Here is a 21,830-nt window from a genome sequence, read left to right as displayed (position 1 = left end):
GGCCGTCGAAAAGCGCTTCGGCGCAACCAGCGCCCCCCATGCAATAGAACATCTATCTGATAACGGCAGTGCATACACCGCGCGCGAGACCAGGCTGTTTGCCCAAGCCCTCAACCTGATCCCATGCTTCACGCCCGTTGCCAGCCCACAATCGAACGGCATGTCTGAAGCCTTCGTCAAAACCTTGAAGCGGGACTATATACGCATCTCACCCATTCCGGACGCCGATACAGCTCTCCGGAAGATCGACGGATGGATCGAAGACTATAATGAAATCCATCCACACTCAGCGCTGAAAATGGCCTCCCCAAGGGAGTTCATCAAAGCATTGTCTCAATAGCTGGTCTGTCCGGCGAAATGGGGGGCACTCCACCATATCACATGTTGAAACTACGGAACTGACAAGTCTGAACGCACTCTTGGTAGACGACGACCACGTTTTCGCGCATCGACTTGGCAAGGCTCTACAAGAGCGTGGTTTGAATGTCGAAATCTGCACAACAATCGAGAGAGCGGGCGCCGTAATCAATCGCGGTTGCCTCGATATACTGATAACTGATCTGCGCATCGGCGACGACAGCGGTCTTGAACTCGTGAAGCTTTGCAAGGAAGTATCGCCCAACACCAAGTCGCTTGTGCTTACTGGATACGGCCACGTCGGCGCTGTTGTATCCGCGGTGAAACTTGGTGCGACCGAGTTCTTAAGCAAACCCGCGGATGTGGATGAGATTTTAGAGGTGCTTGGAGTTTACCCTCAACTGAGCCAAACGGAGGCGCCATGCCTAAAGTCCGCAGAACGGGTCCGCTGGGAACACATCAACAGCGTGTTTACTGACACCGGGAACAACATGTCGTTGACGGCGCGGCTTTTGCGTCTGCATCGACGGACTTTGCAACGGCTGCTATCCCGCGGTCCACCAAAGGAATGATTGCTGACCCTATAAATCTCCTTCAGATTTGATCCAAGGATCGAGCATTCCGTAACAAGGCAGTTCCATTGCAAAGCCCCACAGCGATGGAACCGGCTCCGTACCCCAGGAGCTGACGCGGATCGATATCGGGTCCGCGTGGGCCGGCGGCCATTCCGCCGGCCCTTTCTGGAAAGAGGTTATCAATGAACTATGAAGACGGAATGACTGTATTTTATGATCCAGTCTCAAAGACCGTGATCGTCGCTTTCCGTGGAAAAACCACGATATTGAAAGGGCCTTTTGAAAGTCTCCGCGCTGGCGTTGCTGCCGGTGAAGATTTATGCGCAGAGCTCGGCTGGCGTTCGAACACAAGTGATGCAGAAAAAAGTGATGACGTAACTTAATTTGAAAGATTGCCGGGCCGATAACTCGGCGCGGCGCTTCCCGTCACATCTTGGGAAGGAGAACTTTATCGACGACGTGGATAACGCCGTTCGACTGCTTGACGTCAGCGATCGTCACGGTAGCAGTTCCTCCCGCCTCGTCGGTGAGCGTGATCTTGCCCATGTTTTCCTTGGCCTTCAAAACACAGCCACCGACGGTCTTGATGTCATGTTCGCCGCCATCATTCTTGATCATCCCGGCGAGGGTGCTGGCCATCGCATCAGCTGCGACCACGTGGCAAGTCAGAATTTTCGTGAGCTTGTCCTTGTTTTCGGGCTTGAGAAGCCTCTCGACGGTCCCTTTGGGAAGCGCATCAAAGGCGTTGTTGGTCGGAGCGAACACGGCAAACGGCCCCTTCCCTTCAAGCGTCGACACCAGGCCTGCAGCCTTGACGGCAGCGACGAGCGTCGTGTGATCCTTCGAATTCACGGCGTTTTCGATGATGTTCTTGTCCTCGAACATCGCGGCGCCACCGACCTTAGGGTTGGCGGCATACGCAGCCAAGCTGCCCGTCATCATGCTGACCAACGCGACTGCCGAAACTACTAGAAAAACTTCATAATCATCTCCTCTCAATGCCTGCCTCTTGGCTCGGTAGGGCATTCTACGAATGACAGCCGCTCCGGTTCAAAAATCTAAGAAAAATCGTGCAAAAAGCTTGTGAGCACGTTCGCGATTTTGGATCGATAATACTGAGCGTTAGATCCCGAGGATTGGCTGTATCAACCGCAAAAACCTGCTCTTGAATCGTAGCGGCGCCTCGGTAACGGCAAGACAAATGCAGTCTTTGCCCGCATCAGCCTTTGGTTGATGCATCAAGCTGTCGTCACCCATCTCGACATCACCTCGCTAAAATGTCGAAACCTCGTCGCTGAAGCTTCCTTCAAGCACCAGCTTTAATTCCACGCCACGGTGAGAATGCTCCGGGACCGGCTGACCGGCAGGAATCTTGAGCAGTCGCACTGTCGTTGTTTCGTCGCCGGTCGGTATCAGCATTTGGGCAGCGCCGCGCCCGAGCTGGCGCCACCTTAGGCCGCCGGCTGCGTCGATATAGCTCCTCAATGGTTCCGCGTATGTCTGATCCGTGGCAGACCGCTTTTTGACTGGCACAACGTTGTCGATCTGGCCCGCATCGATTTTCGCTTTCAGGCTTTCCCAGCTTTGCGAGAGGTCGGCTTCATCAACGGTTTCATTCTCAATGAAGTAACCGCCAACACTTTCGCCGGCGCGACCGTTGAGTGCGCTACGCCAAAGCGTTCCCGCCATGAACGAGGCGATAATTGCTCCATAAGCTAGGAATGCGCGCTGCGCTTCAAATTGCGGGGCGATAAATGAAGCGAGTATGAGCAACCAAAACGGTAACGTTCCCAAATACGTCAAGACAATTTTCAGTACACGCTGCTTTTTGCTCATCCTACTGACCCAATATGCTGTTAGGGGCCCTAGCCAGCACCAGCGCGCTAACATGGGCCGCCGCCTTCACTGCGAGCATCGGGTTGAGTTGCGCCAGCTTTGAAGCGTCACTAACGCACGAGATCTCAGCAGCACTTCTCACCGGATTGCTGCGCCACTCGGCCTGCCCGATCATTGCCGCTGCAGGACGGCGGGTATTGCACACCGCGACTATATTGGTTCGAACGCCACCCTCGCCTACCGAGCGACAGCCATTAAAGCGAATTACAAGATCAGTGCTATCGATTGCACCCACTTTGCCGCGCGAAAATAAGCCGTTTCCAACTGTCAAGATTGTTCGCGCCTTTTCATCGCTCCGAGAATACAAGCGCGTTTACGAGGTCATCGCGAAACAGATCAAAAAGTGGGGATCTGATCTGCCGGAAATTTGATCCGGCCGCTGTCATTATGCACTCCATGCTGACAACCGGAGAGTTCTTCGATCAGACTGCGGGCGTTGCGTCATAATTTCCGATAGCGTTCAATAGCTGAACGCTTGAAGCGTTTTTGCCAGGACGTGAAACGGGCGATTCCGTTGATGGCGTTGCATCACTGTATAAGCTGAACGGCGTTGTCCACAGTGAATGCTCGTGCCGCGTAGCTCCAACATGCGACGCCTGATATAGACCGCGAACACCAACATGCACCCGGCAGCGATCTTCAAAAAAACTCATCCTGACGCCAGTCTCCGATTAGACGACTTCATCATCTCTCGGCCCAGATCAAAACCTCTCATTTATGAGCTGTGAAATAGCCGTCAAAATTTGTACATCGGCGAAGGGCTTTACGATCATCAAGCTGTTCGGAACGCCGTTGGCAGACCACTCGGAACTGCTGTCGCCAGTCATGTAAACAATAGGCATGTCGGGCACGAGTTCCCTGGCTCTGTGGGCGACATCCCAGCCACTCGGACCAGTATGTCTAATATCCGTGAGAACACCGTTGAAACGCTCCGCGCCCTTGTTGAGTTCTTCCATTGCTCGCGCACCGCTGTTGGTAACGACCACCTGAAAGCCACCATCAATCAAAGCCTCCTCCAGAACGATATGCAGCACGACCTCATCTTCAACAAGAAGCAAAAGAATTTCGGACATAAGATTTCCTTATGGCGAGAGTGGACGGTCGGGGCAATCAAAGGGCATGGCCCTCGCATCGCTCTCAGAAGCGTAAGATGTCTCTGCACGGTGACTAAGGGTTGCAGGAAGGACAGAACGTCGGATCCGCTTCCGCGCCGATTGATCGTTCAACAAGCTGCTCGGCATGGCAGGCCACGCAACTCATGACATCGTGGGACGGCAGTTGCGTTTGGCAGCCACAAGCACTGCAGCAAAGTTCGTCTCTGGTTCCCACCCAGCCCCACCCCGGATGATTGCACACCGGACACAGGGTCGTAAGTCGCTTCGCAAAACGTTCGCCGAGTTTAGCGATGACAACCATACGTCGCGGGTTCATGAACGCCCGCATATCAGTCTGGAGGCGAGCTTGCGCAGTTGGCGACAGAGAGATCGCGCGCCTCGTCGCATCGAGCAACGTCGACTGGTCTCGTATGCCTTTAGCTAGGATGAGTTCTGCGCCAATCGCGCTTACAACAAGAGCCTGATCAGGAAAGTCGATGGCTCGAAGAAAGTCCTCTGCATCAGCGATTTCTTTTATATCCCGATGGGCGAAACTGGGAGTTTCGTCGATCATCATATCGATAATATCAAGGCCTGAGCGCGTATCATGCCACACAAGAAGTTCACGACCTGCCGGAATAAATGGGACAAACGGATGTGGGCCGTAAGATCCCTCACTTCCAATACCAATGGTCAGGCCGGTCAACTGCGCAGCGGCTCTTGCCTTTGCTCTGGCGGCATCCAGCATGGTGCCCTGTCTTTTCGTTTCGCCAGTGAATGTGCCAAAAGCATCTGTATCCAAGTCGTTCGGGACGACGAGATCAACGCCGATATTGGCAAAGGATGGCAATAGGGCAGCAGCTTTTCCATGCATCGTTCCGAGCGCTGCTTGGGACGCGAGGGATGAACAGATTGGCGACGTGAGCTTAGACGCGGCATCAACTTCTCTCGCTCGATAATTTTCTGTCTGGAACAAACCCAGAGATTTCATTTAGCCCGCTCCAACCAACTTGAATGGTGACTTTTCTAGCGCGCAAAATTCTTTGTTAAAAATACATTATATCGGCGATAATGTTCTCTTTTGTAGAACGCTCTCGCTCGCTGCAAAGCTTGCACCTTTTGAGTTGATGAGCTGCGATATCAGAGGGTTCGGGAAACGACGTTTCACGGTCACTGCGTAAAAAGACTCGATCAGTCCGGGCAACGCATCGAATTCGATCAGCGTGCCGACCTCCAGTTCTCCTTTGACGACAATCGGCGGAAGAACCGCAAGACCAGCTCCTTCGCGGGCTAAAAGACGCATCATCGCCATGTCGTCCACTTCTGCTGCAATCTGCGGCGTGATGCCGAGTCGTGAGACGAGTGCCTCGAACTGCGAGCGTACGCCGCTTTCCAGCGTCGGGAGGATAACGGGGTATTCCCTGAGAAGTTCCGCAAGGCCTGCGTCAGGTTTTCCGTAGGACGGTTTGCCGATCAAGCTTACCCGTTGCTGGTAGAGCTGCTGGGCGATGAAGGGTGTTACAGAATCCGTTCTTGGCGCCTGGTTCAAGAGGACGATGTCAAGGTTTAGTGCTTCGAGCGCGCCCAGCAACTCGCTAGTGCTGCCGGAACGCAAGATCATATCGACATCCGAGCGCCCGAGGATGGGGCGCAGGAACTCCATCTGGAAGTTGCGCGACAGCGTCGCGAGCGCGCCGATGCGAATTGCGCGGCGGATCCTGCCGGTTTCCTTCAATGTCTCGACCAATTCCTCGCCGGCCGCGAAGATCGTGTCGGCATGGTCGAGCGCGATGCGACCTGCCTCGGTCACATAGAGTTGTCGGCCACGACGTTCGAACAGTGCGTGGCCGAGGCGCTCTTCCAATTGCTTTATCTGGGTCGACAGCGCTGATTGCGACAGGTTCAGCCGTTCGGCGGTGCGAGTCAGGTTGCCGTCATGAGCGACGGCACGAAAATAGCGGAGATGATGATAATTGAGCTCAAGCATACTTCTATTTTATAGAACGAAATTGCAGAAACAATGAATTTTTATCAGCGGCACACAGCTGATAACACCTCCGTCAGATCGACGCCGCTTTCCAAAAATGTCGGCCCCAACTGGAGATCGCTCATGATTGTTAGTCTGCCGCTGATAGCGCCGATGCTTCTCGCCGTTGCGTCCGTGTATTGTTTCCTGGCACCGGGCCTTCGTCCCCGCGTTGCAATTTGCATTGCAGAGCTGTCGGCCATCGGCTCCTTCGGAGTTGCTGTCTTGTCCTGCATTGTTTTGGCTCTGCACGGCCCAGAAACCAGCCCGCCGATCGGCTTCAGCTACTTCACGTTCGCATCCCGGCTCGATCTCGTCAGTCTAGTGATGCTTCTGCTCGTCTCCTTCATCGGCTGGGTCGTACTGCGTTACGCCGGTACCTTCCTCGACGGGGAGGCACGACAAGGTCCATTCACTGGCTGGATGACCGCGACGCTCGCTGCCGTTCTTTTCCTCGTGCAATCCGGCACGCTGATGCAGCTTGTTGTCGGTTGGGTAGCTTCTAGCCTGTTTTTGCACCAACTCCTGTTATTCTACCCGGAGCGAATCGCTGCCCAGCGAGCGGCCCGCAACAAGTTCATCGTTTCGCGGATGGGTGACCTTGCTCTGGTTGGCGCCATGGTGTTGCTCGTCGTCACCTTCGGAACCGCAGATATTGCGACGATCCTAACTGCTGCGCGGGAGGGCGAAGGTCTGCCATTGACCATAGGTGCTGCTGCGCTGCTCGCGATCGCCGCGCTTGTCAAATCCGCGCAATTTCCGACCCATGGCTGGCTGACGGAAGTGATGGAAACGCCAACCCCGGTCTCCGCGCTGCTGCATGCCGGTGTGGTCAACGGCGGCGGCTTCCTGCTCATCCGCTTTGCCGACGTCCTGCTGCAGGCACCGATCGTGCTTGCTGTACTGGTCATGGTCGGGGGCTTCACAGCAGTCTTCGGTAGTCTTGTCATGCTCACCCAGTCGGCGGTCAAAACTTCCCTTGCCTGGTCGACTGTCGCGCAGATGGGCTTCATGATCCTGCAATGCGGTCTGGCGCTGTTCCCGATCGCGCTTCTTCACATCGTGGCCCACTCGCTTTACAAGGCCCATGCTTTTCTATCGTCCGGCTCCGCGATTGAAACAGTCTCTTCGATCAGGCGTCCCGGCCCTGTCACAGTTCCCAGTGCTAAAGCTGTCGGTCGCGCTTTCTTGGCAGCACTCGCCATCTATGCTGTGATTGGGCTGCTCTTTGGTTTCGCAGGCAAGCCACCGCAGGCGCTGGCACTCGGTGCGATCCTGATATTCGGTGTCGCCTATCTCATCGCCCAAGGCCTTGCGGACGCGGCGCCGCGTGCTCTGACCTGGCGAACGTCACTGTACGCAATCGCAGCAGCCACGGCCTATTTCGCACTCCAGCGGATCGCCGACGACCTGATGCTCGGCACGCTGCCGGCAACACCGCAGCCCGGTCCGCTCGAGTGGACACTGATGCTGCTTGCCGTCGTCACCTTCGGCGTGGTGGCGGTGGCCCAGTCGCTGTTCCCGCTCTGGGCCTATCATCCGGCGGCGGCGGGCCTCAGGGTCCATCTCGCCAACGGGCTCTATATCAATGCCCTCTTCGACCGCCTGCTCGGCGGCTGGGCTCTCTCGCGTTCCGCCTCGCCAACCCCAGCTTTCGAGAAGGAGTAAACCGATGAACGAGATGACCACGATCGACACATTGCATGGCGAAGCCCTGGCGCTGGCTGCAGATCAAGCGGTGCGGGCCATCCCGCCAGCCTGGCCACTCACGGCGACGGTCGCCGTCAACCCTTTCCTCGGTCAGGTGACCGAAACGCTCGAACAGACGGCTGCCCAAATCGCTCGGATCGCCGGCGTGCGGCTTGCGCTGCCGCGCAAGCACTATGTGCAGAAGATCGAAAGCGGTGAGATCATCGACGAGGATCTCTTTGCAGCGCTCGAGTCATACCCGCTCTCCAATCGCATTGACCTCTTAGACCTTAAAGCCATGGTTTTCGAGGAAGCGCAACCGATCGCTGCTCTGCCCACCGTCGCCGAACTCGCAGCAAGTGCTACGGGGAAAGACTGGCCGGGGCTCATTTCCGACCGGATTGGGACCTTTGCTGCCGGTTTCTTCGATAAGGGCCAGGCACTCTGGGCCGCTTCCCGGCGCAACGGCCTCTATGCCGCGTGGCGTGCGTTCGCGACCCATGACCTGACGCCGGAAATCCTTGGCCTCAAGGGCTTTGGGCCGCATGTGGCGGACACGCCGGAAACGCCGCATGCGGCCATCGAGCGGGCGGCCGTTTCGCTTGGTCTCGGTGCGGAGCCCGGAACCTATTTCCACCAGCTGCTGCTCACACTCGGCGGCTGGGCGCAATTTGCGCGTCACATCCAGTTCAAGGCGGACATCGAGGGTCGGACGGATACGACGGGGCTCGAACTGCTGGCGATCCGGCTTGTCTTCGAAGAGGCGCTTTATGCGCGTCACAAGGCTGACATCGAGCGCGAGTGGCAGCAGGTACGGCGCACCCATGTAGAGCCTATCACCCCCGATTTTGACACCATCATCGATGGGTTGCTGCAGGTGGCTGCCGAGCGCGCAGCGCAGCGTAAGCTCGCTGTGACGCTTGCTGCACCCTCGACAATCAAGGTTGCCGATTTGCGGCCGGTTCTGCAGGCCGCCTTCTGCATCGACGTGCGCTCTGAAGTCTTCAGGCGCTCGCTCGAAAGTGTCGATCCGGGAATTCGGACGCTCGGTTTTGCCGGCTTCTTCGGTCTCGGCGCAAGCCACAAGGGTTTTGCCTCCGACGTCTCCGAACACCGTCTGCCGGTCCTGCTGAAGCCATCCGTCTTCAGCTGCAGTGCCGTCATTCACGATCAGGATGCCGACCAACAGGCGCGGTTTAGCGCCCGTGCGGTTCGGGCCTGGGGCCGGTTCAAGCTGGCCGCCGTTTCCTCCTTTGCTTTCGTCGAGGCGATGGGCCCCGTTTATGCCGGCAAGCTCGTGCGCGACGGTCTGGGCTTTGGCAATGGCAAAGGTCCGGATAAAGCTAAGTCCCGCTTTGCCCCCAGCCTCGACCTCGACACCCGGGCCGATATTGCTGAAACAGTACTCAAGGCCATGTCGCTCACCGAAGATTTTGGCCGCTTCGTACTGATCTCCGGGCATGGCGCCAACGTGGTCAATAATCCATACGCCAGCGCCTTCCATTGCGGTGCCTGCGGCGGCTATGCGGGCGACGTCAATGCCCGTCTGCTGGCTGACCTGCTGAACGATCGCGCGGTGCGCGAGCAGCTTGCAGCCAATGGCATCGCCGTCCCGTCAGACACCGTCTTCCTCGGCGGCCTGCATGACACGACGACCGATACGATTACACTGTTCGAGGACGACCTTGAGAACGCCATCGCGCCTGAAAATATCGGTCTGATCCGGCATTGGCTGGCCCAGGCAGGCAGCCTGACGCGGGCGGAGAGGTCGAGACGTTTGCCGCGAGGGACGGCAGGCAGCGTGATCGATCGCAGCCGGGACTGGTCAGAAGTTCGCCCGGAACTCGGTCTCGCGGGCTGCGGCGCCTTCATAGCTGCACCGCGTGCACGAACTGCGGGTCGGTCACTTGAAGGCAGGGCATTCCTGCATGACTATGTCTGGCGCAAGGACGAGGGCTTCAAGATCCTTGAGCTCATTCTCACGGCCCCCGTCGTCGTCGCGAGCTGGATCAGCCTGCAATATTTCGGCTCCACGGTCGCGCCGTCGCTCTTCGGGGCGGGCAACAAGCTGCTGCACAATGTCGTCGGCGGCATTGGAGTGGTCGAGGGCAATGGCGGAAACCTGCGCGCCGGCCTTCCTTGGCAGTCGGTGCATGACGGTGTGGATTTCGTCCACGAGCCACTTCGCCTGACCGTGGCCATCGAGGCACCGAAAGAGGCGATCACCGACATCCTCAAGCGACATCCGCAGGTTCGTGCCCTTTTCGACAATGGATGGCTTAGCCTCTTTACGCTCGACGACCAGGGGGAGATGGTCTGGCGGTATGCAGGCGGGCTCGACTGGCGAGACGAGTGTCAGCAGGACACTAAACATTACGCGCATGCGAATGCCATCGTCTGACTGTCCTGACGTCGATCAGCCAAGGGCGTGTTCTCGCCAGGAGATTTTATTCCGATCGCAGAAAAGCGCGGCATGATGTCCGATATCGGCCGATGGGTAATTGACAGGTCTTGTTGCCAGCTCAACCAGTGGCGCAACACGGGTTATGACTTTACCGGCCATCTAGCCGTGAACGTTGCAGCCGCGCAGTTGGAAAACGAGAAGGTTCTACAGCACATTCTGTCGTCAATGGAGCGGCACCAAATTGCGCCGGGTACGATTCAAGTTGAAATTACCGAAAGTAGCATGAAAAATGCGGGGCGAACGGCGCTTGCTACTTAACTGCGTGAGATTGCAATAAGCTGCTGACGAAGCCAAAGGGATCCCGCATCGCTTTGCGTTCTTGCGTGCCAGAGCATCTGATAGCCAAAGCCTTCGATTTCGAGCGGTGGCCGGAAGCTTATTAACCGGTGGGCTGATGCCAGCTCACGGGCTGCTCTTTCGGGAAACGTGAGGACGAAATCGGTTTTGGCAGTAATCACCGCTGCGGTTGCAAAATAAGGCAGCCACATGGCTATCCGGCGGGTTCGTCCGAGTGCAGCGAGCCGATCGTCCATTTCGCCTGTGCGACCGCCAAAAACGCTGACGAGAATGTGGGGGTAGTCAAGAAAAGCATCGAGATCTAATCGGCCGTTGTTGAGGCGATCTTGAAGCGAATGACCTTCTCGCACGAACGAAATATAAGTTTCCCCAAAGAGCCTCGCCCGCTGCAAATCGTCGGGCACCGGTTCATCGCTATAGAGAACGATATCCACATCGCCGTTGGAGGCGCGACGGAATGCCTCTTGAGAGAACGGCAGCACTTCAATGCCGGCGTTGGGCGCTTCTGCGGCAAACACAGTTGCTAGCGACGGCAAGAGTGCGATGGCGCCATAGTCAGTGGTGGCGATGCGAAAGATGCGATCGCTCGTTTTGGCAGAAAACTCCTGCGCGCCGAGCAGGTCGTCGATATCATGCAGTAATTTGGTAATCGAGTCCGCCAAGGCTTCCGCCCTTGGCGTCGCAAGTACCCCTCCTGCGCCCTTTATGAATAATTGATCCTCGAAAACAATACGAAGCCGGCCGATGGCTCGGCTAACTGCCGGCTGGCTCATGTTGAGCTTTTGGGCGGCAAGAGTGACGTTCCGCGTCTGCAGAACTGCCCGCAAAACGATGAGCAAGTTGAGGTCAAGACGACGTAATTCGCTTAATGACATAGTATATATCCGCATCATGCATTGGACAAATAATTCAATCTTCTCCATTTTTTGTCGAGTGTTTCAAGCGGAAAGTGAGGACGCATGCCAGATGATAGCACCCATAACGCCCTGCGGCGGAGGGTCTTGCAGGCGATGGCGGCTTTGCCTGTCGCGGCCTCGGGACCCCTTGCCCTCTTTCCGGTAAAAGCGAGAGCAGAAGGATCTTCGAGCATGACAAGCATTGCTTCCATGGCGTCCAGTGCGGGCGTCTACCAAACCGAGCGCGTCAGTTTTGAAAGCGCCGGAGTACCGCTGATTGGTCTCCTGTTTACGCCGACAGCCACGCAATCTCCGATGCCCGGCGTCGTTGTCGTTGGGCCATTCGGGTTCGTCAAAGAGCAATCGCCAATGGAATATGCGACGAGACTTGCCCGCGACGGCTTTGCCACGCTGATTTTTGATCCCCGTTTCGGCGGCGAAAGCGGTGGAGAACCTCGCCGTTATGAGAGTCCCACGGCAAAAATCGCGGACATCAAGTCCGCGATCTCTTTTCTCGCAGCACGCCCGGAAATTCTCAAGGATGGAGTCTTCGCGCTCGGAATCTGCCAAGGATCCTCGGAGATGATCGCAGCAGTTTCGGACGATGCTAGGATCAAAGCTCTAGCGACAGTTTCTGGCCAGTATCTCTACAGAGAGAATCTGGAAGGGTTCTTTGGCGGCGGCGGGCCGACACTTGACGAGCGCATCGCCCGTGGTCAGGCTGCGAAGGATAAATTCGAGGCAAATGGCGAGATCGACTACATGCCGGTGGTGAGTGTAGACGACAAGAGCGTGGGTCTACCGTGGCCCGAGATTCATAATTGGTATCATCCTTGGACGACATCGAAGTGGGGCGAACCCAGTCGCTGGGAAAATCGCTACACCACCATGAGCGACGCCGAGGTATGGACCTTCGATGTCGATGCCTATGCCGTCAAACTGCAGTTGCCGACGCTGATGGTCCACGGCGAACGATCAGACGGCTTTGTCGTAGCGGTACAGCACGTGTTCGATAATGTGCCGGCCAAAGACAAAAAACTCGTCATCCTCGAAGGGGTGTTTCACACCCGATTCTACGACGATCCGCTGGTAATCGAACCAACTGCGGCCGAAGTCGCGAAATGGTTCAAGTCCAATGCCAAGTCTGAGCGAGGTTGATTATGCGCAGGATTTCTATTGTGTGGGCGGTTTTTGCCTTCATCGTTGCGCCTGCTCACGCGGCCGAATTCTGTCAGAAACCGGGGACGCCGTTGGAGAACATCACCTTGGTGAAGGGCTTTTATGAAGCCTTCAACATTCCTTCGAAACCGATGCTCGATAGGGTTCTCGCAGATGATTGGGTTGATATACCGCTGGCGTCGGGCCAAGGTCCAGGCCGCGACGGTATGAAAGCTGCGCTCGACGGGTTCCTCGCATCCTTCCCGGATTTCCACGTCAAGAATGAAGACTTTATCGCCAATGGCGACAAGGTTGTCGTTCGGTCGACCATCACCGCAACGCAGCATGGTGTCTTCGCCGGTGTCCCCGCAACGGGGAAAGCCCTCAAAATCACGGCGATTGACATACACAAAATCTGCAACGGTCGGGTCTTAGAGACTTGGCACGTCGAAGATTGGCTTAGCGCCCTATTCCAGATTGGCGCGATGCCGCCGAAATTGTAACCAGACTAGTGGACGAGCCATTGGACCCCTACCAGAATATTCTCGATGCGACGGCGCGACACCGAAGTCATCATCATTGCAAGGCGTATCCTTTTGGAGACGGTGCCTCGCTGGGCGTCCTGGCAGCAGCCGCTGCCGCGCACCGGATCGTTGAATGCGGAACAGCACTTGGATACACCGCGTGCTGGCTCGCGAGAGGAAGCGCGGCGGCGCGCATCGATACAATCGATTTCGACGAGCAGCATGTTCGGTTGGCTCGCGAGAATATTGTCGCTGCCGGCTTCGGCGATCGGGTCACCGTGCACCATGGAGCCTTTGAGGATGTCCTGCCGCGTCTCGCCTCTGGGTATGACATTGCTTTCTTCGATGGTTTTGCTCCCTCACTTCAGGATTTGGACTTACTGGCTTCGTTGCTCCGCATCGGCGGAATTTTGATCAGCGCTAATCTTGGGCTTAGCGGCCGCGAAACTGCTGCGTATCGTGAGATGATCTGCGACCCTGAAAATTGGATGACGAGTTTGATGGCAGAGGGCGGACGAACTGCTGTCAGCGTCAAACTCAGGACTGGAAAGGGACCGTAGATGTACGTGATCACAGGGGCTAATGGACAGACCGGTTCCGCAGCAGTGCGTCATTTACTCAAAAAAGGCGCCCCAGTTAAGGCAATCGTGCGCAAGCCAGAGCAAGTGGCGCGTTGGACCGAAGCTGGCGCCGAGGTTGCTGTCGTCGATCTACTTGACACAGATGCGCTCGCTGAGGTGTTCCGTGGTGCAAATGGCGTCTATCTAATGAACCCACCCGCATACGGCGAATTGGACATCTTTGCGTACTCTGCGCGGGTACACGCATCGCTAATCGCTGCAGCTGAGAATGCTGCCATATCACATGTGGTTGCATTGTCATCGGTGGGTGCTCAGCACACCGATGGCACGGGCAATATCAAGACGACCCACGATCTGGAGCGTCGGCTAGCGCGATCCAAAGTCCCGGCTACAATCGTGCGCGCCGCGAATTTTATGGAGAATTGGAGTTGGTCGCTTAAGCGTGTTGCCTCGGAGGGGATTCTTACATCGATGTTCTCGCCTGTTTCGAGGCGCCTGCCAATGGTTTCCGTTGCGGACATTGGGAGAGTTGCAGGTGAACAGCTGCTGGCCAGTACTGAAGCGCCGCCGCTGATCGAACTTCATGGACCGACGGATTATTCGCCCAACGACGCCGCCGCCGGCCTTAGCGAGTTCGTCGGTCGTCCAGTCCAGGCCGTTGTAGTGCCAACTAATCAATGGGACGCCATCTTCAGCGAGACAGGGTTCTCACCGAACGCGGTTGAGGCCTTCTGTGAAATGTATCGCGGCTTTAACAACGGCCACGTCGCGTTTGAGGGCCGTGGCGTTACAATTCGGGGTGAGACGACACTTTTGGATGCGATACGCAACCTGCTAGATCGTAGCTAGGTGTCTCCAGAGGGGTATATTGCCATCAGGCGCAAAGCCTTAAACAAGGGACATTGTCCCGGATCAACGCCCATGAGACAGAACCGACTTAATTGAGAAGAGAGGATTTTCGGCTCATCGTAGCTCTATCAAAGGAAGCGAAGATGAGACAGAAATCCGGGCCGCAGACATCGACGGCCGAGAAGACGATCAAGGACATCCGCCGGGCCACGCGCAAGCACCATTCCGCGGAGGACAAAATCCGCATTGTGCTGGAAGGGCTGCGTGGCGAGGACAGCATTGCCGCGATCTGCCGCCGCGAGGGGATCGCCGAGAGCCTGTATTATAGCTGGTCGAAGGAATTCCTCGAAGCTGGTAAGAAGCGTCTTGCCGGAGACACCGCCCGTTCGGCCACCAGCGACGAGGTGAAAGCGCTGCGTCGTGAAAGCCGTGACCTGAAGGAGGCGCTGGCTGACCTCACCCTGGAAAACCGCCTGCTCAAAAAAAGCATGATCGCGGATGGGGGCGACGAAGAATGAGATATCCCGCCACCGAGAAGCTTGAGATCATCCGGATCGTGGAACAGTCGCATTTGTCCGCAAGGCAGACCCTCGAAAAGCTCGGCATTTCAAGGCCGACTTTCTACCGTTGGTATGACCGCTTCCAGACCCACGGCGTCGAGGGTCTGGAAGACCGGACATCCGCGCCGTCACGGGTCTGGAACCGTATCCCCGACGATATCCGGGATCGCATCGTCACCATGGCGCTCGATCATGCCGATCTGTCGCCACGCGAGCTGGCGGTGAAGTTCACCGATACGGAAAGCTATTTCGTATCAGAGGCTTCAGTCTACCGCCTGCTCAAGGCTCACGACCTGATCACCTCGCCTGCCTATATCGTCATCAAGGCCAACGACGAGTTCAAGGACAAGACCACTCGCCCAAACGAGATGTGGCAAACCGACTTCACCTACCTGAAGGTCATCGGCTGGGGATGGTTCTACCTGTCGACCATCCTCGACGATTATTCCCGCTACATCATCGCCTGGAAGCTGTGCACCAGCATGAAGGTGGACGACGTCACCGACACGCTCGACCTGGCACTGGCCGCCTCAGGCTGCGACAGGGTCAAGGTCGAACACCGGCCGCGCCTGCTGTCCGACAACGGCCCGTGTTACGTCGCTTCCGATCTCGGCGAATGGCTGGAGAAATACAAGATCGAGCAGGTCCACGGCGCTCCCGGCCATCCGCAGACCCAGGGCAAGATCGAACGCTGGCACCAGACGTTGAAGAACCGCATCCTGCTGGAAAACTACTTCTTCCAGGAGGACCTCGAAGCCCAGATCGCAGCCTTCGTCGAGCATTACAATCATCGCCGATACCATGAGAGCCTCGACAATCTTGCCCCAGCCGACGTCTACTTCGGGCGCGGCGCGACCATCCTGCTCGAACGCGAAAGGATCAAACGAGACACCATCAAACAGCGCCGCTTGAACCACCACGCCAAAGCGGCTTAAATCAACCCGCAAACCGAGCCGGAAACTCCACTCTTCCAAAGACCAAAAAGTCTCAAATCATTCGACGACGGACAGGTGATACTGAGTCAAAACCCCAGTTTAAAGCATGTTCTTTCGGATGTTATGATGCCCCAGATGTCTGGTCTTCAACTTGCTGACCAACTAAAAGCCGATCATCCCGATATTTCGATTGTCCTCATGACTGGCTACAGTGACGCCTTGGAGGGTGGCTTGCAGACGGAAACACCTGTTGTCAAAAAACCGTTTGCGGTAGAGGAGCTTGGCCCGGCCTTTGCTGCAGCAGAGAAGCTGAACAGCAGTGCAAAAAAGATTATACCGCTGCATCCAAACTAACGATGGTATATGTGGCATGGTGGAGGTCTGCGTCGAACGGTAGCCGACGCTATAGCAGCCTACAGATCGTCAGGCTGCGGGCATGCGGCGGCTTCGATGAGAGCGATGAACCGTGTCTGGAGGGACACGGACAGTCTCTGAAAGCGCTCAGCAGCCGGAACTCTAGCCCGCTCGCGGTATTGCCCTAACGGGAGGACTCTTTCCACTTCCTACTGCTTCCTGCTCGCCAAGACAATACTTTAGAGGCAGGCCAAACGGTTCCGCTACCCTTAACGAGGCGACTGCGCTCATCCTATTCGAGCCCTGTTCGTATTTCTGAACCTGCTGAAATAAAACACCAAGTCTCTCTGCCAAAGCGATCTGCGACCAACCCTGGTTCCCCCTTGCCGATTTGACAAGCGATCCGACGGATCGGTCGACATCCGTGCTCTTCCGTTTGCTGCGAACACTTTCCCTTTGTCCTGTAGTCAACTTTTCCGTCAATTGCAGCTGCCTGGCGCCCCCCGGCCGCAACATGCAGCAGGCTCGCACCGTATGCTGAGCAGCGCAAGTAGCAGACCATCAGGATGAAAACTGGCACCACAGTTGCGAGCGTTGAGGAGTTCGCTCACAGTCCTCCATATGCTGCAACTTCGAGTAACCGAGAGTTTTTCGCTGCGCCGCTCCTCCATAAGGTGCATTGAACCACAGTTGCTCATTCAGCGTTGAATGAAGGAGCGCGTCTGTGAAGTTCGGAAGCCGACTTAGAAAACACGAGGAAAGCGGATTAAGCAGCGCGAAGACGAACATGAGGAACACCATGACTGACCTATTGCCTGAACGTCTCCCGTTTTACACGATCGGGCACTCGAGCCGATCCTTACAAGAGTTCATCGATTTACTGAGCGGGCAACGGGTGGGATGCGTCGTCGATGTGCGCAAGATCCCGATGTCGCGGACAAATCCTCAGTTCAATTCGGATATTCTATCGGAAGCACTACTGCATCGCCAGATAGCGTATCGCCGATTGGACGCACTAGGCGGCCTCCGGTCGAAGGCGCATACGATACCTTTCGAGTTGAACGCCTCTGGAAGAACAGAAGCTTTCACAACTATGCTGACTATGCGCTCTCCCACACATTTCACGAAGGACTGAATGAGCTCGTCGAGGAAGGGGAACGCCGGGTATGCGCTATTATGTGCTCCGAGGCGGTGTGGTGGCGCTGCCATCGCCGCTTGATCGCGGATAATCTCCTTGCACGCGAAGAAACTGTATTCCACATCATGGGATCCCGCATCTATCCCGCAAGCTTGACTCCAGGAGCGCTGGTGCATCGCGATTACAGGGTAACATACCCCAAAACGACGTACGTTGTTGAAGATTTGGATTGTTCGTCTCAGCCGTGATGAGCGCATCCGCTTCGACGCAGTTCCTAAGACCAGTTTCTGCTTTTCGCGCGCCGGCTCTCGGCTTTGCATGATCAAAAGCGCGGAACCGATCGTCCTTGATCAAGTTCTTCGTTATCGCCTAAGTGAAGGGATTTAAGGTGCCAATGTATCTACAAGCCGGCCTGTGGGGTCTTGTGAGCGGATCGGCCCTCATCATAGGAGCGGTTGTTCCGTTTCTTGCTAGCCTGCCCCAGCGTATAATCGCCGCAGTCATGGCAATCGGTTCAGGAGTTTTAATCTCCGCTGTTGCTTTCGAGTTGATGGACGAGGCGTTTGCTCGCGGAGGATTCGATTCGACCGCCTTCGGTTTTCTACTCGGCGCGGCGATATACACAGCAGCGAACGTGTTTTTAAACCGACGTGGTGCCCGTCACCGAAAGCGCTCCGGGCATCACGAAGAACAAAAGCAGCAGAACGCCGTGGATGGTTCGGGCATGGCGATCGCGATCGGCGCACTCCTCGACGGCATCCCGGAGTCGGTGGTGATCGGTGTGAGCCTAATTGGCGCTTCCGGCGTGAGTTTGGTGACAGTAGCCGCAATTTTCCTGTCGAATGTTCCAGAAGCCCTGGCGAGCTCAGCTGGCATGCGTCGTGCCGGCAGATCCGCGATCTACATCTTCTGTGTATGGGGATGTATAGCTCTCGCCTCTGGATTAGCGGCCCTGGTCGGGAACGTAACTCTCGCGGGAGCAAGTCCAGACGTTATCGCTGGAACGACAGCTTTGGCCGCTGGCGCCATACTCGCAATGATAGCAGACACGATGATTCCAGAGGCCTTTGCGGAGACGCACGAGTATGCGGGATTGATCACCGTCGTCGGCTTCCTGTGCGCCTTTGTGCTATCAAAACTCGGAGGATGACGTGAGCCTCATCTGGGCAACCATCGACATCATTATTTTAGCAGGCCTTTCCGTCCGTTTGGCGCGGTCTTGTTTACCCGTTGCTTTGCCGGGCCTTCGATGCTCGCCAGGTTATGTGCAGTGTTAATCAGGCTTATGTGAGAAAACGCCTGGGGGAAGTTTCCGAGCAGGCGGCCACTACCAGGGTCATATTCTTCGGCGAGAAGGCCCAGATCATTGCGCAGTCCAAGCAGCCGGCGAAACATTTCGCGTGCATCCTCGTGGCGCTCGCCAAGAACATAGGCGTCAGCGAGCCAAAAGCTGCACGCCAAGAACGCCCCTTCCCTGCCGCCGACACCGTCATCCGTTTCGCCGGTTGAGTAGCGCGCGACCAGCCCCCCATTCACAAGCTCCCGCTCTACGGCATGGAGCGTGCCTACGATGCGTGGGTCGTCGGCCGGAAGAAAGCCAAGCTGCGCCATAAGAAGGAGGCTTGCGTCAAGCGTGTCGCCGCCAAAATACTGGACAAAACTGTTTTTGCCCGCGTGGAAGCCGTTATCGCAAATATCGTCGTGGATTCGTTGCCGCAGCTGGCGCCAGCTCGAAACCGGCCCTTCAAGGTGGTATTTGTCGTGGCTAATGACCGCGCGGTCTAAGGCAGCCCAGGCCATTGCTCTGGAGTGAGTGAATAGTCGTGGCGGGCCACGAACTTCCCAAATTCCCCTGTCTGGTTCTTGCCACGTCGCGCCGAGGTGGCAAAGCAGGACCTTCTCAAGTCGCCATGCCTCTTCCTGAGGCTCCAACTCGGCCTCACGCGCAGCGTGAAGAGTTTCAATCAGCTCGCCAAAAACGTCTGTCTGCACTTGATTGACGGCGTCATTGCCTATTCTGACCGGCCTACTGCCCTCATAACCCGAAAGCCAGGGCACCTCAAACTCAGGAAGCCATCGCTCTCCGGCAAGCCCGTACATGATCTGCAATTGTTGGGGTGAACCTGCGATCGCACGTAGCAACCATTGGCGCCAATCTTGCGCCTCTTCGCGGTAGCCGGAATTCAGCAGTGCGTAAAGGGTCAGGGCCGAGTCCCGTAACCAGCAGTAGCGGTAGTCCCAGTTACGTTGCCCGCCGATTGCTTCCGGCAAGGAGGTCGTCGGCGCCGCTACGATACCGCCCGTCGGCGCGTAGATCAGCATCTTCAGCGTAATGAGAGAGCGAACAACCGCGTCACGAAGGCCAACCGGCAGATAATTTGATGTTCCACTTCTGACCCATTCGCGCCACCAGCCCTTGGTCTGGTCGAGAAGCTCTCGGCGGTCGGCGATGAAATGAGGCTGCTCTTTAGAAGGATGATATGACAGGGTCATAGGTATGCTGTCGCAGGCTTTTACCCGGAAAATCGCTGTAGTCTTGAGGTCCTGCCCCTTTAAAGGCAGATCCGTAACAAGTTCGACGGCATGTGGCCCAACGATAGCGCTTAGTCCGTAGTCCTTTCGTCTCACCCAAGGAACAGCCTGACCGTTCTCAAACCGTAGCGTGAGTTCCATCTCCATTTCGACAATGCCGGAAACGCCGGTGACTATCCTGATGACGTCGGGGGAGCGATCAAGTGAAGGAACAGGCATGAAATCTGTGACCGTGACTACGCCAGTCTCTGTTTCAAACCGGCTTTCCAATATGCCAGTATCATGGAGGTAGCAGCGGCTGCAGCCTGAAAGCGCTTGGCGGGGCGCCACCTTCCATCTTCCATTGTCTGGCGTTCCAAGCAAAGCGGCAAAACAAGCCGGGGAGTCGAAGCGCGGTAGGCACAACCAGTCTATCGATCCATCGCGTCCAACCAAAGCTGCGGACAGCATGTTTCCGATCAAGCCATAATCTTCTATGCGGAGCGCCACCTTCTACCCACCGTGTGAAAAGGAGGGATAGTCTGTCATGCCGCCATCGATGAAAATCGTCGTGCCGGTGATGTATGCGGCGACATCGGAGGCGAGAATGACGGCCATGTTCGCGATATCTTGTGGCTCTCCAATCCGCCCAAGCGGAATTTTCGTCAGCAGATCCTCGTACTTTGTCTCGTCTTGCCATACCGACCGATTGATCGGCGTGCGAATTGCGCCGGGGGCGATACAGAGTACACGAACCCCAAAAGGAGCTGCTTCCTGGGCGAGGGACTTCGATAACATTGAGATGCCAGCTTTACTGGCCGTATAGGCGCTATAGCCTGTCCACGCTATCGTCTCGTGAACGCTCGACACGTTGAGGACCACGCCAGACCTTTGTTTAATCATCCGCTTCAACGCTGCTCTCGAGCATCGATATGTGCCTTTCAGGTTGATGTCGATGACAGCGTCCCAATAGACAACATCGGCCTCCCATCCAAGAGCATAGCTCCCGTCGACGCCTGCGTTGTTGATCAAGATGTCTATGCCACCCCACTTATCGTCCAAGGTCGAGAAGATGCGCTCCACGTCTTCGGAGCTGCTGATGTCACCCTTCAACGCCAGAGACGCCGCGCCGTGCGCCGAGAGCTCCACCGCCATCCGCCGCGCTTCATCGGGATCAACTAGATAATTTATAGCGACCCTCGCGCGATTTGCCGCGAAGCCCCGCGCGATCGCTGCCCCTATTCCAGAGTTGCCTCCTGTTACGAGGACGCGCTTGTTCGATAAGTCAATTTCCATGGTCTGAGCTTCTAAAGTTTTGGTGACGCTTCTTAAACGTGGACATGGCAATCATGTTCCTGCGACAGAACCGCCGCGGTAGCTTTACCCTTGTTATTCCGACGCGCTAAGACGAGCGCCCAAACACGAGGTCTGGCAATATTTAAGGCTGACGCGATTGCTGTAATGTAATCGTAATCCACTCTCCTTTGGGGTCGAAAAGATGAACGGTAAAGCCGCTAGCTATGGAGTGGCCGATGATGACCCCGACCGCCGCAAAATACAGCCACGTTCGTAAAGTTATGAATTCTGACACGATGATTTATGCCCTGCGAGCATCGCCGCTTACCTCGTGAGCGGAAACCTTAAGGGGGCTAAGGTGGCGCCGAACGGGCGCGACTACGTTTTTAGGAAAGCAGAAGCTGGACATCCATGTCGGGCATTCGAGCGGCAAAACGCTTCGAACTCGCGTGCGGGAGCGGTGCGATGCCGCTCCTTGTGCCTAAGGTGTTGATTTGCGCTGAGAGTTGACCCGGGATTTGCACTGAGAAGTGGCTCTGACGCACATTTGCTGCTGTGCAGGTCTACGACGCACCGATCAACCGCGCCTGCAGGAGATCGAGTTTTGCTCTTCCGTACATCTGGCGCTTA

General features: G+C 56.4%; 24 protein-coding genes. 15 read left to right on the top strand and 9 right to left on the bottom strand.

The genetic code is table 11. The annotated features are described in order from the left end of the window. The 3 genes from A6U86_RS25365 to A6U86_RS34945 form a co-directional block, all read left to right on the top strand. The coding region (locus A6U86_RS25365; protein ID WP_141683813.1) for an integrase core domain-containing protein at positions 1 to 340 on the top strand (340 nt) is incomplete at its 5' end. 79 nt (positions 341 to 419) lie between these two features. Next, complete coding sequence (locus tag A6U86_RS25360; RefSeq protein ID WP_158008789.1) at positions 420 to 929, top strand: response regulator transcription factor; 510 nt, start codon at positions 420 to 422, stop codon at positions 927 to 929. A 185-nt stretch (positions 930 to 1,114) separates the two neighbouring features. After that, on the top strand, positions 1,115 to 1,315 hold the full coding sequence (locus tag A6U86_RS34945; RefSeq protein ID WP_077472830.1) for a hypothetical protein: 201 nt from the start codon (positions 1,115 to 1,117) through the stop codon (positions 1,313 to 1,315). A gap of 43 nt (positions 1,316 to 1,358) precedes the next feature. On the opposite strand, the gene A6U86_RS25355 is transcribed toward A6U86_RS34945, so the two are convergent. The 5 genes from A6U86_RS25355 to A6U86_RS25335 form a co-directional block, all read right to left on the bottom strand. Further along, positions 1,359 to 1,874 carry a fasciclin domain-containing protein gene (locus A6U86_RS25355; RefSeq protein ID WP_052228077.1) on the bottom strand — a complete coding sequence of 172 codons (516 nt, stop codon included), beginning with the start codon at positions 1,872 to 1,874 and terminating at the stop codon, positions 1,359 to 1,361. A gap of 330 nt (positions 1,875 to 2,204) precedes the next feature. Further along, complete coding sequence (locus tag A6U86_RS25350; RefSeq protein ID WP_343287084.1) at positions 2,205 to 2,768, bottom strand: cupin domain-containing protein; 564 nt, start codon at positions 2,766 to 2,768, stop codon at positions 2,205 to 2,207. Positions 2,769 to 3,529: 761 nt separating this feature from the next. Further along, the gene (locus A6U86_RS25345) at positions 3,530 to 3,901 is read right to left on the bottom strand and encodes a response regulator (RefSeq protein ID WP_047637028.1); all 372 of its coding nucleotides are present in this window, start codon (positions 3,899 to 3,901) and stop codon (positions 3,530 to 3,532) included. A 94-nt stretch (positions 3,902 to 3,995) separates the two neighbouring features. After that, on the bottom strand, positions 3,996 to 4,913 hold the full coding sequence (locus A6U86_RS25340) for a DUF6671 family protein (protein ID WP_077472829.1): 918 nt from the start codon (positions 4,911 to 4,913) through the stop codon (positions 3,996 to 3,998). Positions 4,914 to 4,979: 66 nt separating this feature from the next. After that, a complete protein-coding gene (locus A6U86_RS25335) occupies positions 4,980 to 5,909 on the bottom strand; it encodes a LysR family transcriptional regulator (RefSeq protein WP_052228075.1) in 930 nt (309 codons plus the stop codon). A gap of 123 nt (positions 5,910 to 6,032) precedes the next feature. Between A6U86_RS25335 and A6U86_RS25330 the strand changes: the two genes are divergently transcribed. From A6U86_RS25330 to A6U86_RS25320, 3 genes are read left to right on the top strand one after another with little or no spacing between them, the layout of a single operon-like run. Beyond that, the gene (locus A6U86_RS25330; RefSeq protein ID WP_047637035.1) at positions 6,033 to 7,616 is read left to right on the top strand and encodes a proton-conducting transporter membrane subunit; all 1,584 of its coding nucleotides are present in this window, start codon (positions 6,033 to 6,035) and stop codon (positions 7,614 to 7,616) included. A gap of 4 nt (positions 7,617 to 7,620) precedes the next feature. Continuing rightward, positions 7,621 to 10,038 carry a YbcC family protein gene (locus A6U86_RS25325; protein ID WP_120296781.1) on the top strand — a complete coding sequence of 806 codons (2,418 nt, stop codon included), beginning with the start codon at positions 7,621 to 7,623 and terminating at the stop codon, positions 10,036 to 10,038. A 27-nt stretch (positions 10,039 to 10,065) separates the two neighbouring features. Beyond that, positions 10,066 to 10,359 (top strand): EAL domain-containing protein, encoded by a 294-nt coding sequence (locus tag A6U86_RS25320; protein ID WP_077472828.1) that lies wholly within the window; start codon positions 10,066 to 10,068, stop codon positions 10,357 to 10,359. Here A6U86_RS25320 and A6U86_RS25315 read toward each other — a convergent pair. Beyond that, complete coding sequence (locus A6U86_RS25315; RefSeq protein WP_158008788.1) at positions 10,356 to 11,273, bottom strand: LysR family transcriptional regulator; 918 nt, start codon at positions 11,271 to 11,273, stop codon at positions 10,356 to 10,358. The two genes, A6U86_RS25320 and A6U86_RS25315, sit on opposite strands and share 4 nt — an antisense overlap. A gap of 213 nt (positions 11,274 to 11,486) precedes the next feature. Between A6U86_RS25315 and A6U86_RS25310 the strand changes: the two genes are divergently transcribed. From A6U86_RS25310 to A6U86_RS25275, 6 genes are all read left to right on the top strand, one after another. After that, positions 11,487 to 12,452, top strand: coding sequence for an alpha/beta hydrolase (locus A6U86_RS25310; RefSeq protein WP_047637025.1), 966 nt, complete (start codon positions 11,487 to 11,489; stop codon positions 12,450 to 12,452). Between the two features lie 2 nt (positions 12,453 to 12,454). After that, positions 12,455 to 12,955, top strand: coding sequence for an ester cyclase (locus A6U86_RS25305; RefSeq protein WP_052228074.1), 501 nt, complete (start codon positions 12,455 to 12,457; stop codon positions 12,953 to 12,955). Positions 12,956 to 12,975: 20 nt separating this feature from the next. Beyond that, positions 12,976 to 13,536, top strand: coding sequence for an O-methyltransferase (locus A6U86_RS34940; protein WP_158008787.1), 561 nt, complete (start codon positions 12,976 to 12,978; stop codon positions 13,534 to 13,536). Further along, complete coding sequence (locus A6U86_RS25290; RefSeq protein ID WP_047637021.1) at positions 13,537 to 14,406, top strand: NAD(P)H-binding protein; 870 nt, start codon at positions 13,537 to 13,539, stop codon at positions 14,404 to 14,406. It begins immediately after the preceding gene. 143 nt (positions 14,407 to 14,549) lie between these two features. Further along, positions 14,550 to 15,901 (top strand): IS3 family transposase gene (locus A6U86_RS25280; protein ID WP_136686651.1). Its coding sequence is split into 2 segments (ribosomal slippage): positions 14,550 to 14,886 and positions 14,886 to 15,901, totalling 1,353 coding nucleotides; the frame shifts between segments, so codons are not numbered across the junction. Positions 15,902 to 15,976: 75 nt separating this feature from the next. Further along, positions 15,977 to 16,255, top strand: a complete 279-nt coding sequence (locus A6U86_RS25275) for a response regulator (protein WP_158008786.1) — start codon at positions 15,977 to 15,979, stop codon at positions 16,253 to 16,255. 162 nt (positions 16,256 to 16,417) lie between these two features. Here the strand turns inward: A6U86_RS25275 and A6U86_RS36185 are convergent, their stop codons facing one another. Next, positions 16,418 to 16,771: a helix-turn-helix domain-containing protein gene (locus A6U86_RS36185; RefSeq protein ID WP_077472988.1), complete on the bottom strand. Its 354-nt coding sequence runs from the start codon at positions 16,769 to 16,771 to the stop codon at positions 16,418 to 16,420. A gap of 271 nt (positions 16,772 to 17,042) precedes the next feature. On the opposite strand from A6U86_RS36185, the gene A6U86_RS36090 reads away from it, so the two are divergent. The 3 genes from A6U86_RS36090 (at position 17,043) to A6U86_RS25270 (ending at position 18,543) form a co-directional block, all read left to right on the top strand. After that, entirely contained in the window at positions 17,043 to 17,390 is a 348-nt protein-coding gene (locus A6U86_RS36090; protein WP_343287086.1) for a DUF488 domain-containing protein, read from the top strand. Further along, positions 17,387 to 17,641: a DUF488 domain-containing protein gene (locus A6U86_RS36085; protein WP_343287085.1), complete on the top strand. Its 255-nt coding sequence runs from the start codon at positions 17,387 to 17,389 to the stop codon at positions 17,639 to 17,641. Before A6U86_RS36090 ends, A6U86_RS36085 begins: the two co-directional genes overlap by 4 nt. 146 nt (positions 17,642 to 17,787) lie before the next feature. Then, on the top strand, positions 17,788 to 18,543 hold the full coding sequence (locus tag A6U86_RS25270; protein ID WP_047637017.1) for a ZIP family metal transporter: 756 nt from the start codon (positions 17,788 to 17,790) through the stop codon (positions 18,541 to 18,543). Positions 18,544 to 18,575: 32 nt separating this feature from the next. On the opposite strand, the gene A6U86_RS25265 is transcribed toward A6U86_RS25270, so the two are convergent. Then, a complete protein-coding gene (locus A6U86_RS25265) occupies positions 18,576 to 20,414 on the bottom strand; it encodes a glycoside hydrolase family 15 protein (RefSeq protein ID WP_068396805.1) in 1,839 nt (612 codons plus the stop codon). A 3-nt stretch (positions 20,415 to 20,417) separates the two neighbouring features. After that, positions 20,418 to 21,200 (bottom strand): glucose 1-dehydrogenase, encoded by a 783-nt coding sequence (locus tag A6U86_RS25260; RefSeq protein WP_047637013.1) that lies wholly within the window; start codon positions 21,198 to 21,200, stop codon positions 20,418 to 20,420. Positions 21,201 to 21,830: the final 630 nt, after the last annotated feature.

The sequence above is a fragment of the Rhizobium sp. AC27/96 genome (assembly GCF_001692325.1).
In the GTDB taxonomy this organism is placed as follows: Bacteria; Pseudomonadota; Alphaproteobacteria; order Rhizobiales; family Rhizobiaceae; genus Rhizobium.
This window is presented reverse-complemented; position numbering and strand designations above follow the sequence as displayed.

Coding starts and splice junctions, on each gene's coding strand:
- A6U86_RS34945 (WP_077472830.1), top strand. CDS start 1,115: ATGAACTATGAAGACGGAATGACTGTATTTTATGATCCAGTCTCAAAG.
- A6U86_RS36090 (WP_343287086.1), top strand. CDS start 17,043: ATGAGGAACACCATGACTGACCTATTGCCTGAACGTCTCCCGTTTTAC.
- A6U86_RS25310 (WP_047637025.1), top strand. CDS start 11,487: ATGACAAGCATTGCTTCCATGGCGTCCAGTGCGGGCGTCTACCAAACC.
- A6U86_RS25325 (WP_120296781.1), top strand. CDS start 7,621: ATGAACGAGATGACCACGATCGACACATTGCATGGCGAAGCCCTGGCG.
- A6U86_RS25350 (WP_343287084.1), bottom strand. CDS start 2,768: ATGAGCAAAAAGCAGCGTGTACTGAAAATTGTCTTGACGTATTTGGGA.
- A6U86_RS25260 (WP_047637013.1), bottom strand. CDS start 21,200: ATGGAAATTGACTTATCGAACAAGCGCGTCCTCGTAACAGGAGGCAAC.
- A6U86_RS25305 (WP_052228074.1), top strand. CDS start 12,455: ATGCGCAGGATTTCTATTGTGTGGGCGGTTTTTGCCTTCATCGTTGCG.
- A6U86_RS25345 (WP_047637028.1), bottom strand. CDS start 3,901: ATGTCCGAAATTCTTTTGCTTCTTGTTGAAGATGAGGTCGTGCTGCAT.
- A6U86_RS25355 (WP_052228077.1), bottom strand. CDS start 1,874: ATGATGACGGGCAGCTTGGCTGCGTATGCCGCCAACCCTAAGGTCGGT.
- A6U86_RS25290 (WP_047637021.1), top strand. CDS start 13,537: ATGTACGTGATCACAGGGGCTAATGGACAGACCGGTTCCGCAGCAGTG.
- A6U86_RS25335 (WP_052228075.1), bottom strand. CDS start 5,909: ATGCTTGAGCTCAATTATCATCATCTCCGCTATTTTCGTGCCGTCGCT.
- A6U86_RS25340 (WP_077472829.1), bottom strand. CDS start 4,913: ATGAAATCTCTGGGTTTGTTCCAGACAGAAAATTATCGAGCGAGAGAA.
- A6U86_RS25330 (WP_047637035.1), top strand. CDS start 6,033: ATGATTGTTAGTCTGCCGCTGATAGCGCCGATGCTTCTCGCCGTTGCG.
- A6U86_RS25315 (WP_158008788.1), bottom strand. CDS start 11,273: ATGTCATTAAGCGAATTACGTCGTCTTGACCTCAACTTGCTCATCGTT.
- A6U86_RS25270 (WP_047637017.1), top strand. CDS start 17,788: ATGTATCTACAAGCCGGCCTGTGGGGTCTTGTGAGCGGATCGGCCCTC.
- A6U86_RS36185 (WP_077472988.1), bottom strand. CDS start 16,771: ATGTTGCGGCCGGGGGGCGCCAGGCAGCTGCAATTGACGGAAAAGTTG.